This is a genomic window from Micromonospora sp. KC207 (genome assembly GCF_004348615.1).
GTDB lineage: Bacteria > Actinomycetota > Actinomycetes > Mycobacteriales > Micromonosporaceae > Micromonospora.
The window spans coordinates 1-12,668 of the sequence record NZ_SMKJ01000048.1 but is presented as its reverse complement, the minus strand read 5'-3'; the positions used below and the strand labels follow the sequence as shown (position 1 = coordinate 12,668).

The following is a 12,668-nucleotide window of genomic DNA, read 5'->3' as shown; positions in this document are numbered from 1 at the left end:
GGGTGACCGGAACGGACGGAGGCGATCATGACGGTAGGCCACCCCTCGACGCCGGCCTCAGACCCGCCCGGCGGCCCCCGTGAGCATGGCGGCCCGCCGGAGCATGGCAGCCCGGCGCCCCACGGCGGCCCGTCGGAGCATCAGCACGAGTCGATCCTGCTGGACGAGCCGACCACGACCGACCTGCGGGCCAAGGTGACGGAGGCCTGGCGCGAGTTCGCCCGGGCCCTCGCCGAGCGGCTGCGTGAGCTGCCCGCCGGTTCGCATGTCGAGCTGACCCTCGATCCCACCGCCTCCGGCACCGGCGACGCGGTCTACTCCATAAGCGTCGACCTGGGCGACGACGGCCGGCTCTCCGCACGGGCCGTCGGCAACGCGACCCTCCCGCAGGGCTACCGGCTGGACCGGGCGGCCGTCGCGGACATGGTGGCGCTGGGTTGGTCCCCGCCCGGGGTGGTCGAGGGCTCCGGCGAGCACTTCGGCCTGACCGGCGACACCGCCGAGGCGACCCGGCTGGCCGCGCTGCTCTCCCGCACCCTTCGGGACGTCTACGGCGTGCCGCACCCGGCTTTCCTGGTGTACCTGGTGCACGACGCCGAGGGCGAGCCCGTGCCGGTGGATCCCCTGGGCACCGCGCGCAGCGAGTTCGGCCCGGACCAGGACGTGGAGGCGGACCTGGACGAGGCGCTGGCTGCCGCCGCGCAGGGGGCGAGCACCGACGTGCTGGTCCTGGCCGAGCAGGTGCGGACCGTGGTGTCCGCCATGCTCAAGTCCGAATCGGACAAGTTGCAGGTCGACTCCGACGGTGACCTCAACATCCGGGCCGGGTCGGCGATGGTCTTCGTTCGGGTCCGCGACAATCCGCCGTTGGTCGACGTCTTCTCGCCGGTGCTCACGGAGGTCGAGCCCACCGAGCGGCTCTACGTGAAGCTGTCCGAGTTGACCAACCGGATGCCGATCGGCCGGCTCTATTGCGCCGACGACACCGTCTGGGCGTCCATTCCGGTCTTCGGCCGCGATTTCCAGGCCACCCACCTGATGCTCGCCGTGCAGGTGATGACCGGCCTCGCCGACGAGCTGGACGACCGGCTGCACGGCGAGTTCGGCGGTAAGCGCTTCTTCGGCGAGGGCGACAAGCCCGGGCGGCGGGACCAGGGCGAGCACCGCACCGGCATGTATCTCTGAGGTCTGGAGGCGGGTGAGGCCCGGATGCCGGGCCCACCCGTCGGCTCGGTGGACACCCGTGCCAATGGTTTCTCTCGGGCTCGGCCGCCCGGCTCGCGCGGCGACTCGCCGTGCCTTACGGTTGAAGGTGATGGGCAGCCGGCCGGGAGCCGGGTTGGCCCGGCGACGCTGGCCGGGTCGTCGTGAACCGGGGTGCGGGCACCCGGCCTGGTCGTCGTGCGCCGGGTGCGGGCACCCGGCCGGTTCTGGCGAGGTCGGGGCTGTTGTCAGCCCGTGCTCTCCCTGATGTTGACATCCTCGGATCTGCCGCCCCCTGATCTCCGGCGTCGGTCGAACCGGTCCAGGCGCACACCCCGGGCATGCCGCTACGCGAACCCGCGTCGTGGGCACTGCGGAAAATGATGTCCGTTCCGCGCGTTTGCAGATCAACAATGCGTCAGCAGTGTCGAATATAGCGATATTGATAGGTGGTCATTGATATATACGGTTGTGAATGCGATGCTGGTCGGGAGCGCGCATATGCGCCGATCTTGAGTCACCGGAGAAGGAGGATGTTCAGTGCGTTCCCCGAAACCCGATCAGTCCGGCCGCCGATCCCGGTCAGCGGTCCGCCAGGCTGTCCGAGCGTCCGTCATGGTGCTCACCATGCTGGCCGGTGTGCTGACCTGGACCGGCGCAGCCCAGGCCCACGGCACCATCGTCAGCCCGGCGACCCGCGCCTACCAGTGTTGGCAGACCTGGGGCAGTAGGCACATGGATCCGGCCATGCAGCAGCAGGATCCCATGTGCTACCAGGCGTGGCAGGCCAACCCCGACACCATGTGGAACTGGATGAGCGCATTGCGGGACGGCCTCGGCGGACAGTTCCAGGCCCGCACGCCCGACGGGCAGTTGTGCAGCAACGCCCTCAGCAGGAACAACAGTCTGAACCGGCCCGGAGCGTGGAAGACGACCAACGTCGGTCGCAGCTTCTCGATCCAGTTGTACGACCAGGCCAGCCACGGCGCTGACTTCTTCCGGGTCTACGTCAGCAAGCAGGGGTTCAATCCCGCCACCCAGAGCCTCGGTTGGGGGAACCTCGACTTCATCACGCAGACCGGACGCTACGCGCCGGCACAGAACATCACGTTCAACGTCTCGACCTCCGGTTACACCGGACACCACATTCTCTTCGTCATCTGGCAGGCATCCCACCTCGACCAGGCCTACATGTGGTGCAGCGACGTGAACTTCACCTGATCGGCGCGACCGACAGTCGCACTGCTCCGGCCCGGGACCCTGTCCCGGGCCGGAGCGTGTCACCGGAACGACGGGGGCGTCCGGCTGCCGATGGTCGCCGACCGCGTGGCGGGTCTACGCGGGGCCGACACCGGGGGACTCGGCCAGGCGGGAGAGCACGATCGTGCTGCGGGTGGAGGTGACGAACGACTCGGCGCGCAGCCGTTCGAGGGCCTCCTCCAGGTGCGAGATGTCCGCCGCGCGCAGGTGCACCAGCGCGTCCGCCTCCCCGGAGACCGTGTACGCCCCGACGACCTCGGGGTGCCGGCGGACGGCCACCCCGATCTGGGCCGGAGTGGTCCGCCCGGCGCAGAACAGCTCGACGAACGCCTCCGTGGTCCAGCCGACAGCGGCCGGGTCGACGACGGCCGTGAATCCCCGGATCACCCCGGCGGCGCGCAGCCGGTCCACCCGGCGTTTGACCGCCGGGGCGGAGAGCGAGACCCGACTGCCGATGTCGGCGTACGAGGCGCGGGCGTCCGCCACCAGCAGCGCAATGATTCGCTGATCCACAGCGTCGATCTGCAACGTTCCGCCCTCAGGAAGCAATGGTTGTGGCTGTTCCCAAAGTTCCAGGCTACCTACTCTTGGTCTCCGTGAACCAGCAGCGAGTCCCCCGAAACCGGACATATCTCATGTGCTCGCCCGAGCACTTCGCCGTCGAGTACGCGATCAACCCGTGGATGGACGTCACCACGCCCGTCGACGTGGAGCTGGCGGTCAAGCAGTGGGACAGGCTGCGCGAGACGCTGCTCGGCCTCGGCCACGACGTGCACCTGCTCGCCCCCGAGGCCGGCCTGCCCGACATGGTGTTCGCGGCCAACGGCGCCTTCGTGGTCGACGGGACGGTCTACGGGGCCCGGTTCAAGCACGAGCAGCGGGCCGCCGAGGCCGCCGCGCACCGCGCCTTCCACGAGGAGCGGGGCTGGCACTTCATCGCCCCGAACGAGACCAACGAGGGCGAGGGCGACTTCGCGTACCTGCCGGACGCGTACGGCGGGCTGGTCCTCGCCGGCCACGGCTTCCGCACCGAGCTGCCGGCGCACGCCGAGGCGCAGGAGGCGCTCGGCCGCCCGGTGGTGTCGCTGCGACTGGTCGATCCTCGCTTCTACCACCTCGACGTGGCGCTCGCCCCGATCGACGACCGGAACATCGCCTACTACCCGGGTGCCTTCTCGGCGGCCAGCCAGCGGGTCCTCGCCCAGCTCTTCCCCGACGCGGTCGTCGCGGACGACTCCGACGCCCTGGCCTTCGGTCTGAACCTGGTCAGCGACGGCGCGAACGTGGTCCTCAACAGCGAGGCGTCCCGGCTCGCCGGCAAGCTGAAGGCGGCCGGCTACACCCCGGTGCCGGTCGAGCTGACCGAGGTACGCAAGGGCGGCGGCAGCGTGAAGTGCTGCATCGCGGAGCTGCGCGGCTGACCGGGTGGCCCACCCGACGGCACGGCCGGTCCCACCCGGGGGGAGACCGGCCCGTGCCTGTCGGGCACCCGTTCAGCCGAGCGTGGCCAGCTCGTTGCTCAGGACGTTGGAGAGCACCTGGCCATCGCGCTGGACCTTGCGCAGGTACCACTTCTGCTGCGGGGTGCGCGGCTGGTTGAACTGCCAGGCCCCGCGTGGGCTGTCGATCTGGCCGATCTTGCCCAGCGCCAGGTTGATCTGCTGCGAGGTCGGGTTCGTCCCGGCCAGCCGGATCGCCTTGTCCAGCACCTGCGCCGCGTCGTACGAGGCCATCGCGTAGGTGGTCGGGGACGCGCCGTGCGTCTTGCGGTACGCCGAGGCGAAGGTGCGGTTGGCGGTGTTGTTCAGGTCGGCGGAGTAGTTCAGCGCGGTCACGATGTTGCGTGCCTCCACCTCCCGCAACTCGTCGAGCACCGTGCCCTCGGTGAGGAAGCCTGGGGCGTAGATCGGGCCCGTCCACCCCTCGCGGTGCAGCTGTTTGATGAACTGCACCGCCGCCGGCCCGGCGAAGTGGCAGAAGATCGCGTCCGGCTGGCGGGCCAGTGCGGTGCGGATGTCGGCGACGTACGCGGTGCTGCCCGGCGTGCTGGTGGTGTCGGTCCAGATCACCGGGTCGGCGATCCGCGGGTCGTTCGACCCGGCCGTGCTGAACTGGGCCTGGAGGCCCTGGATCACGTCCCGTGAGCCGAGGTTGTCCGGGGCGATGATGGCGACCCGGCTGCCGGTGGGCAGCCGCTGCGCCATGTACGGACCGATCGCCCGGCCCGGCTCGTCCAGCACGTACGAGGTGCGCCAGATGTAGACGACGCTCTGCAGGCTCTTCGGTGAGGCGTTGGAGCCGATCAGCGGCACCCGGGCCTTCTCCACGTTGTCCCGGATGCCCACCATGACGGCCGAGTTGACCACGCCGGTGAGCGCCAGCGCCCCCTGCTTGAGCAGGCTGTCGACGGCCGCCTTGCCGGTGTTGGCGGTCTCGCCCTCGTCGGCGGTCAGCACCGTGACCGGATGCCCGCCGAACTGCTGACCGTGGAGGGTGAGGTAGAGCTGGAAGCCGTTGACGATCTCGTCGCCGATGGCCTTGAAGCCACCGGTCTGCGGCGCGATGAGACCGATCTTGATCGGGTCGCCGGTGGGGGTCGCCGGCCCTTCATCGCCGTCCGGGGCGCAGGCGGCGGTCAGGCCCGTGGTACCGAGGGCGGCCAAGAGTTGAAGTGCCCGCCTGCGGTTCATCTGGGACACCGAGTTCCTTCCGGGAGCTGAGCTGGGCCGATACCGTCCCCTGGGCGTTCTACCCGCTCGGCGACGCTGCGTCAATGATCAGTGATCAAAGTGCAGGGTTCGCAGCCCACGGGCCACCTCCGGCCAGGCGGCGGACTCCGGGTCGATGAGCCCGAAATGTTCGCATTCGGCAAGCTCCACCAGCCGGACGGGGCTGCCCGCCGCCCGCGCGGCGGCGGTGTAGGACCGGCTCAACCCCACCGGCACCTGCCGGTCCAGCAGGCCGTGCAGGATCACCGTCCGTGTCGAGATGGGCACCAGCAGGCGAGGGTCGGCGGCGGCGTACCGCTGTGGGTGCTCCGCCGGCCCGCCGTCGAGCAGCGCGGCCACCGCCCCGCCGTCCAGGTTGAGCCGGTACGCCTCGGCCAGGTCCGCGACGGGGGCCAACGCCAGCACCCCGGCCACCGTCTCCGGCGCGGTCGCGGCGGCGTACAGGGCGAGGTGGCCGCCGGCCGAGTGACCGACCAGCAGTGGCGGCCCGGGACGCAGCCGGTCGCCCAGCACCGGCCCGGCCAGCCCGGGCAGCGCCGCCACCCCCGCGAGCACGTCCGTGAGGGTGCCCGGCCAGCCGCCGCCCGGCTGCCCCGTGCGCCGGTACTCAAGCTGGGCCACCGGGTGACCGAGCGCGGCCAGCGCCACCGCGAGCGGCCCGGTGTGGGTGCGGTCGTACTCGGTCCGCCAGAAGCCGCCGTGCACCACCACGACCAACGGGCGCGGCGGGCCGTCCCCCGCCGGGCGGCGGAGGTCGGCGACCTGGTCCGGGTGCCCGCCGTACGCGACGGTGGCGTCCGGGGCGGGAGCGGGGCGGTCCAGCACGGTACGGGGATCGGCGGGCATGCCGGCGACGGTAGCGCGGAAAACGGGCCGGCCGGTGCGGGTCCCGGCGAGCGTTCTGCCCACCGCCTGGGTGAAGATGGAACGCATGACCGAAGCGCACTCCGCTGGACAGAACGACGATCCCGGCCAGGACGGCACCGGGCGATCCGGCACCGTGGTGGTGGTCGGCCCGGACGGCCGCCCGGTCGGCACGGTGCAGACCGACGAGGCCGCGGGCGAGGACCCGACCCGCCTGGTCGAGCAGCCCGCCAAGGTGATGCGGATCGGCAGCATGATCAAGCAGTTGCTTGAGGAGGTCAAGGCCGCCCCGCTCGACGACGCGAGCCGACACCGGATGCGGGAGATCCACGAACGGTCGATCGTCGAGCTGAAGGAGGGCCTGGCCCCCGAGCTCCGCGAGGAGCTGGAGCGGATCTCGCTGCCCTTCACCGAGGACAAGGCGCCCAGTGAGGGCGAACTGCGGATCGCCCACGCCCAGCTCGTCGGCTGGCTGGAGGGGCTGTTCCACGGCATCCAGGCGGCCCTGGTGGCCCAGCAGATGGCCGCCCGGGTGCAGCTGGAGCAGATGCGTTCCGGCCGGCAGGCGCTGCCCAGCGGCCCCGCCGGCATGATGCCGGGGATACCGGGCATCGGCCAACCGCAGGGCGGCGAGGGGCACAGCACCGGGCAGTACCTCTGACCTTCGCGCGCCGGGCCGTGGAACGGCCCGGCGCGCGCTCACCCCACCCCGAAGACCTTTTCCAGGTACGCGGCCACGCCGTCCTCGGAGTTCGCCGCCGTCACCTCGTCGGCGATCGCCAGGACGGCGGGGTGCGCGTTGGCCACCGCCACCCCCCGGCCGGCCCAGGTCAGCATCGGCACGTCGTTGGGCATGTCCCCGAAGGCCAGCACGTCCCGCTCGTCGATCCCGAGCCGGGCGCAGTACCAGGCCAGGCCCGCCGCCTTGGTCACCCCGGCCGCCGAGATCTCCACCAGTCCCGTGTACGACGAGTGGGTCGCCTCGGCCAGCCCGCGCAGCGCCCCGGCGACCACCTCCAGGAACACGTCCGGATCCTGCTCCCCGGCGCGGGCCAGCAGCTTCACCGCCGGCACCGAGTGCAGCTCCTCGGGCGAGGTGACGGCCCGGATCGCGTCGGCGTCGGCGTCCCAGCGCAGCGGGTAGTCGGTTTCGTGCCGCATCTCACGGCTGTCCACGATCTCCACCGCGAAGCTGACCCCGGGCACCTCGGCGCGGAGCCGGCGGGCTACCTCGGCGAGCAGCTTCGGCGCGAGCGGATCGGCTCGGAGCACCTCGTCGGTCACCGGGTCGTACACCACCGCGCCGTTGGCGCAGATCGCCGGCAGCGGCTCGGCGAGCTGCTGGTACACCAGTTGGAGCCAGCGGATCGGGCGGCCGGTGACCAGCACGACCGGCGTGCCTCGCGTGGACATCCGGGCGAGGGCGTCCCGGGTGCGGGGGCTGAGCGTCCGCTCGTCGGTGAGCAGGGTTCCGTCGATGTCCGTGGCGACCAGTCGAGGTGTCTCTCCCATCACCGGGAGAGTAGTCGGTCCAGGTAGATCGCCACCCCGTCGTCGTCGTTGCGCAGCGTCACCTCGTCGGCGGCGGCCCGGACGGCCGGGTGGGCGTTGGACACGGCCACCCGGGCCCACCCGGCCCACTCGAACATCGGCAGGTCGTTGGGCATGTCGCCGAAGACCAGCACCTCGGCCGGGTCCACCCCGAGCCGCTGCGCCACCACGGCCAGCCCGGACGCCTTGTCGACCCCGGGCGGGCAGATCTCGATGAAGCCCAGCCCGGACTGGGTGAGCGTGGCGACCTCCGGGCCGACGATCCGGCGGGCGGTCTCCAACAGCGTGTCGATGTGGTGGCCGCTGGTCCGGGCGAACGCCTTGATCACGTCGCCGGCGAGGCATTCGTCGCGGGAGCGCGGCTCGAACAGGTCCGGGTAGGGCCAGCTCGGGTGGTAGTCGCCCCAGAGCGGGGCGCCGGGCTCGTCGGACGCCTCGACCATCACGGTGAGCGGCCCGACCTCGGCCTCCAGGTCGGCGAGCAGCCGGGCCAGTACCTGGCGGGAAAGTCGCTCCTCGCGCAGCACCACCGGGCCGGCCGGGTCGCTCTGGTCGACCACCCAGCCCCCGCCGGCGAGCACCAGGAAGTCGGCGGCGCGAATGTCGTTGCGGGTCAGCTCGGTGAGCCGCGGGCCCCGGCCCGTCGCGCCGACCACCGGGATGCCGGCGGCCCGCACCCGGTCGAGCACCTCGTGGGTGAACGCGGAAACCGTCTCGTCGCTGCGGACCAGCGTCCCGTCGAGGTCGGTGGCGATCAGCTTGGGCAGCCCCGGGCGGGTCATCGCTCCTCCTTCGGCCGCCGCCGTCGCGCCAGCCCTGTCGTTGGGTCATCGATGCCTCGACCAGCAGTGACGGCGGGCAGCAACCGTACCTCGGGGAACAGGGCGCGACCATGACTTCCCGACGAATCGGGCGGCAACTCCACACCACGCCCCGGTTGCGTGGCCCGGCGGCCCTGGTTTGCGTGGCCCGGCGGCCCAGGTTTACGTGGCCCGGCGGCCCAGGGGTGAGAAGGGGGCCCTTCTCTACCGCAGGCGTTAACAGGGGGCCCTTCCTTACTCCGGGCGGGCGAAGGGCACGGTCGGCTGCACCGTGAGGTCGGCCGGCGCGGGCGGCAGACCGGCCTCCCGGCTGGGCGGGTCCTCCCGCCGGGGCACGGTTACGCCCGGCTGCCCGGCGTCGGCCCGGCCCGCGAGACGCAGCGCCGCCGCCAGCAGCGCGCAGGCCACGAAGGCTGCCCAGAGCCCCCGGCCGTACTCGATCTGGAAGCCGTCCTCGGAGGAGTACAGGAGCGCCCGCTGGCCCGAGTCGTCCAGCGAGAACGACGTGGCGACCAGGACGCCGACCAGGGCCGTCGACAGGGCGAGGCCGGCCACCCGGGCGTCGTGCCGCACGGCGGCGCTGCCCCGCAGGGCCAGGGCTACGGCCGCGACCAGGGCGAACAGGCCGACCAGGTAGCCCAGCCCGAAGCCGCCGACGTCGGACACCCCACCGGGCACCCGCAGCGTGCCGCCCTCGGGCCCCCCGGTCGGCACGGTCATCACCAGCCACTCCCCGATCAGCGAGGCGAACGCGGCCGCCGCCCCGAGGCCGGCTGCCACCAGCGGGAGCCCACGGTCCCACCCGCGCCGGGACAGCGGGCGGCCGACCCGCCCCGGCGGCGTGGGCTCGGGCCCACCCCACTCCAGGACGGCGGCGTCGTCGGACCGGCTGTCCTGCCGGGGGATGGGGAGATCCTCGGACATCGGCCACCTCTCCGCCGTTCGCGGGCCTGAGCCGAATCATGACACAGCCGGCACCGCTCGTTCGGGAACGCGACCCGCGTGGACGGAACAGGCTCCGGCGCGGCGGGAACGATCGCGGGCAGCCGCTCGCCCGCCGCCCGGCTTTCGGCTAGCTAGTACTCCAGCGGGAGATCGCAGGAGGGTTACCTAGAGGTGCCCTGGAATGGGAAAAGTACGCCCGGCAAGCCCTCACGGAACCCTAAAACGGATCTCCTGCTGAAGTGCTAGCGTCGACTCATGCCTATCCGTACCGCTTCCGCACGTTGGCAGGGCGATCTCACCGAGGGTTCCGGCACGGTTCGCACCGGCAAGGGCGGCCTCCAGGGGAACTACTCCTTCAAGTCGCGATTCGAGGAGGGGGAGGGCACCAACCCCGAGGAGCTCATCGGGGCGGCCCACGCGGCCTGCTTCTCGATGGCGTTCTCCAAGCAGCTCGCCGACGCCGGCGCGACCGGCACCTCTGTGGAGACCACCGCGAAGGTGCACTTCGACAAGACCGACGCGGGGATGACCGTGACCCGGATCGACCTGGAGACGGTCGGTCAGGCCCCGGGTCTCGACGAGGCCCAGTTCGCCAAGCTGGCCGAGACTGCGAAGGAGAACTGCCCGATCTCGCGCCTGCTCTCCCCGGGCGCGCAGATCAGTCTCACCGCCAGGCTCGCCTCCTGAGCGTTCCGCGCCCCCGCGCCTGACGCGTCCTGCGGGACAATGAGGGCGTGGCGGTGGAGATGAGCCGGGAGCGCTTCGAGGAACTGGTCGGGGAGGCCCTCGACGAGGTTCCCGAGGAGCTGCTGCGGCTGATGAGCAATGTGGTGATCCTCGTCGAGGACCATCCGCCCCCCGGCGAGGATCTGCTCGGCCTCTACGAGGGGCACGCCCTCACCGAGCGGGGCTGGGACTACGCCGGCGTCCTGCCGGACCGCATCTTGATCTACCGCCACCCCATCCTGCGGATCTGCGACACGGAGGAGGACGTCGTCGACGAGGTGGCGGTGACCGTGGTGCACGAGATCGCCCACCACTTCGGCATCGACGACGAGCGGCTGCACGACCTCGGCTGGGGCTGACCGGGCGCGCGGCCTCGTTACCGTCCGCCCGGTTCGGCCCTGCCCGGTGCGATGCCACTGGTTGCGCTGGTCACCTACCCTCCGGGCAAACACCCCGAGTCAGGAGGCACTTCCATGCGCAGCGCGCTGTTCTCCGCCGAGAACCTGGAGAAGGAGTCCGCCCAGCCCGGCATGCGGCTGCAGAACTCCAAGATGCTGAAGATCGAGCTGAACGGCGAGGCGATGGCCCGTGTCGGGTCGATGGTCGCCTACCAGGGGCAGGTGCAGTTCCAGGCGCTCGGGTCCGGCGGCCTGGGCAAGTTCCTCAAGCAGAAGCTCACCGGTGAGGGCGTCCCGCTGATGAAGCTCAGCGGCCGGGGCGACGTCTTCCTCGCCGAGCTGGCCAAGGACGTGCACATCATCGACCTGGAGCCGGGCGACGCGCTGTCGATCAACGGATCGAGCGTGCTGGCCTTCGACTCCACCCTCCAGTACGACATCCGCATGGTCGGCGGTGCCGGAATGGCGTCCTCGTCCGGCCTGTTCAACTGTGTCTTCACCGGCCACGGCCGGATCGCGATCACCACGAAGGGCACCCCGGTGGTGCTCAACGTCGACGCCCCGACCTACGTCGACCCGCAGGCCGCCGTCTGCTGGTCGGCCAACCTGCAGACCGGTTACCACCGGGCCGAGCAGTTCGGCCTGGGCACGCTGCTGGGGCGCAGCACCGGCGAGGCGTTCACGATGAGCTTCGCCGGGCAGGGCTTCGTGGTGGTGCAGCCTTCCGAGGAGCCGCCGGTCATGGGCAGCGGCGCCCAGGAGCAGCAGGGCGGCCTGCTCGGCAACCTGCTGAGCTGACCCGTCGCCCTCGGCCGGCAGACTGACCCGGGCTGGGCGCCCCGACGCGAGGGCGCCCCGCCTCAGCTCAGCTCGCCGGAGCGCAGCCGGGCCAGCCAGGCCGCCGCGTCGGCGTAGTCGGCGTCCGACAGGCCGGCCGGCGCGGGCACCGGCCGGTCGCCTGCCGGCTGCGCCCACCGGTGCCGGGGGTACGAGCCGAGGAAGCGCACCTCCGCGCAGACCCGGCGCAGCCCCTGCAACGCCTCCCCGAGCCGCCGTTCGGCCACGTGGCCGGTGCAGTCGAGGAAGAAGACGTACCGGCCCAGCGCCTCGCCCGTCGGGCGGGACTCGATCCGGGTCAGGTTCACCCCGCGTACGGCCAGCTCCATCAGCACCGACAGCAGTGCGCCCACCCGGTCGTGGGCGATGTACACGGCCAGCGACGTCACGTCGTCCCCGGTAGGGGGCGAGGGCGGGCCCGGGCGGGACAGCAGCACGAACCGGGTCACCGCGTCGGGATGGTCGGCGATCTTGTCGGCGAGCACCGCCAGCCGGTGACGGGCGGCCCCGATCGGGGCGCAGATCGCCGCGTCGTACTCGCCCGTGGCCGCGCCCGCCGCGGCGGCACCGTTGGACAGCACGTCGACCACGACCGCGTCCGGCAGGTGCGCGCGCAGCCAACCCCGGCACTGGGTGGACGCCTGAGGGTGAGCGGCCACCGAGCGGATCGCCTCCGGCGACGTTCCCGGACGGGCGCCGAGCACGAACTCCACCGGCAGGATCACCTCCCGGGTGATCACCAGGGGCTCGCCCTCGGCCAGCTCGTCCAGGGTCACGCCAACCGCGCCGCCGACCGAGTTCTCCAGCGGCACCAGGGCCGCGTCGGCCTCCCCGGCGCGGACGCTCTCCAGCGCCTCGCCGACGCTGCGGGCGGGCGTGCGGGTGCCGCGCTCGGCGGCCGGCACGGTGCGCAGCGCCTGCTCGGCGAAGGTGCCCTCGGGGCCGAGGTAGACGAAACGGGTCGGCGGTGTTCCCGGCATGCCGCCCAGCCTACGCAATCGGTAAGCCACCCCGGACGGCGTCGCAGGCGAGGGCCCGGATGCCGGGCGGCCCGGCCACCCGTACCTCGATGGTGCAGACGTCGGTGCCGGCGGTGACCAGCTCCAGGTCGTTCGGCCGGCCCCGGGTGACCACCTGCAACTCCTCGTGCCCGGTCACCCGCAGCACCGTGTACTGCCAGCCCCCGGCGCAGAGCGGGCCGTCGCCCACCCGTACCGCGACCGAGCGGGACAGCACCCCGGACGGGCCGCGCAGCAGCGCGACGACCCGGTTTGCGGAGGGACCATCGCGGCAGGGGATGGCGACCAGGTCGGAGCCCGAGGTGGTCGGCGGGG

At 72.1% G+C, this 12,668-nt stretch carries 15 protein-coding genes; 7 read left to right on the top strand and 8 right to left on the bottom strand.

The window, feature by feature from the left end; all coding sequences use genetic code 11:
• Positions 1 to 27 precede the first annotated feature (27 nt).
• Both E1258_RS08870 and E1258_RS08865 read left to right on the top strand, forming a co-directional pair.
• Positions 28 to 1,185 carry a hypothetical protein gene (locus tag E1258_RS08870; protein WP_132398565.1) on the top strand — a complete coding sequence of 386 codons (1,158 nt, stop codon included), beginning with the start codon at positions 28 to 30 and terminating at the stop codon, positions 1,183 to 1,185.
• A 645-nt stretch (positions 1,186 to 1,830) separates the two neighbouring features.
• A complete protein-coding gene (locus tag E1258_RS08865; protein WP_243715287.1) occupies positions 1,831 to 2,424 on the top strand; it encodes a lytic polysaccharide monooxygenase in 594 nt (197 codons plus the stop codon).
• 114 nt (positions 2,425 to 2,538) lie between these two features.
• Here E1258_RS08865 and E1258_RS08860 read toward each other — a convergent pair whose 3' ends face one another.
• Positions 2,539 to 2,991 (bottom strand): Lrp/AsnC family transcriptional regulator, encoded by a 453-nt coding sequence (locus E1258_RS08860; RefSeq protein WP_132398561.1) that lies wholly within the window; start codon positions 2,989 to 2,991, stop codon positions 2,539 to 2,541.
• A gap of 59 nt (positions 2,992 to 3,050) precedes the next feature.
• Between E1258_RS08860 and ddaH the strand changes: the two genes are divergently transcribed.
• The gene (gene ddaH, locus E1258_RS08855; protein ID WP_371688587.1) at positions 3,051 to 3,884 is read left to right on the top strand and encodes a dimethylargininase; all 834 of its coding nucleotides are present in this window, start codon (positions 3,051 to 3,053) and stop codon (positions 3,882 to 3,884) included.
• 72 nt (positions 3,885 to 3,956) lie between these two features.
• On the opposite strand, the gene E1258_RS08850 is transcribed toward ddaH, so the two are convergent.
• Together E1258_RS08850 and E1258_RS08845 are read right to left on the bottom strand one after the other, a co-directional pair.
• On the bottom strand, positions 3,957 to 5,162 hold the full coding sequence (locus E1258_RS08850; RefSeq protein WP_132398559.1) for an ABC transporter substrate-binding protein: 1,206 nt from the start codon (positions 5,160 to 5,162) through the stop codon (positions 3,957 to 3,959).
• 78 nt (positions 5,163 to 5,240) lie between these two features.
• The gene (locus E1258_RS08845) at positions 5,241 to 6,038 is read right to left on the bottom strand and encodes a S9 family peptidase (RefSeq protein ID WP_132398557.1); all 798 of its coding nucleotides are present in this window, start codon (positions 6,036 to 6,038) and stop codon (positions 5,241 to 5,243) included.
• Between the two features lie 76 nt (positions 6,039 to 6,114).
• On the opposite strand from E1258_RS08845, the gene E1258_RS08840 reads away from it, so the two are divergent.
• A complete protein-coding gene (locus tag E1258_RS08840) occupies positions 6,115 to 6,717 on the top strand; it encodes a bacterial proteasome activator family protein (RefSeq protein ID WP_132398595.1) in 603 nt (200 codons plus the stop codon).
• Between the two features lie 38 nt (positions 6,718 to 6,755).
• Here E1258_RS08840 and E1258_RS08835 read toward each other — a convergent pair whose 3' ends face one another.
• The 3 genes from E1258_RS08835 to E1258_RS08825 all read right to left on the bottom strand — a co-directional run bounded on the left by E1258_RS08835 (position 6,756) and on the right by E1258_RS08825 (position 9,352).
• The gene (locus E1258_RS08835) at positions 6,756 to 7,568 is read right to left on the bottom strand and encodes an HAD family hydrolase (protein ID WP_132398555.1); all 813 of its coding nucleotides are present in this window, start codon (positions 7,566 to 7,568) and stop codon (positions 6,756 to 6,758) included.
• Positions 7,568 to 8,389, bottom strand: coding sequence for an HAD family hydrolase (locus tag E1258_RS08830; protein WP_132398553.1), 822 nt, complete (start codon positions 8,387 to 8,389; stop codon positions 7,568 to 7,570). Before E1258_RS08830 ends, E1258_RS08835 begins: the two co-directional genes overlap by 1 nt.
• A 273-nt stretch (positions 8,390 to 8,662) precedes the next feature.
• Positions 8,663 to 9,352: a hypothetical protein gene (locus E1258_RS08825; RefSeq protein WP_132398551.1), complete on the bottom strand. Its 690-nt coding sequence runs from the start codon at positions 9,350 to 9,352 to the stop codon at positions 8,663 to 8,665.
• A 276-nt stretch (positions 9,353 to 9,628) separates the two neighbouring features.
• Here E1258_RS08825 and E1258_RS08820 point away from each other — a divergent pair, with 276 nt between their 5' ends.
• From E1258_RS08820 to E1258_RS08810, 3 genes are all read left to right on the top strand, one after another.
• On the top strand, positions 9,629 to 10,060 hold the full coding sequence (locus E1258_RS08820) for an OsmC family protein (protein WP_043960915.1): 432 nt from the start codon (positions 9,629 to 9,631) through the stop codon (positions 10,058 to 10,060).
• A gap of 53 nt (positions 10,061 to 10,113) precedes the next feature.
• Positions 10,114 to 10,458: a metallopeptidase family protein gene (locus tag E1258_RS08815; RefSeq protein WP_198141743.1), complete on the top strand. Its 345-nt coding sequence runs from the start codon at positions 10,114 to 10,116 to the stop codon at positions 10,456 to 10,458.
• A 114-nt stretch (positions 10,459 to 10,572) separates the two neighbouring features.
• Positions 10,573 to 11,295, top strand: a complete 723-nt coding sequence (locus tag E1258_RS08810; protein WP_007073742.1) for an AIM24 family protein — start codon at positions 10,573 to 10,575, stop codon at positions 11,293 to 11,295.
• Between the two features lie 62 nt (positions 11,296 to 11,357).
• Here the strand turns inward: E1258_RS08810 and pheA are convergent, their stop codons facing one another.
• Both pheA and E1258_RS08800 read right to left on the bottom strand, forming a co-directional pair.
• A complete protein-coding gene (gene pheA, locus E1258_RS08805) occupies positions 11,358 to 12,314 on the bottom strand; it encodes a prephenate dehydratase (RefSeq protein ID WP_132398549.1) in 957 nt (318 codons plus the stop codon).
• Positions 12,315 to 12,324: 10 nt separating this feature from the next.
• A partial coding sequence (locus E1258_RS08800; RefSeq protein ID WP_132398547.1) for a hypothetical protein occupies positions 12,325 to 12,668 on the bottom strand: 344 nt, incomplete at its 5' end.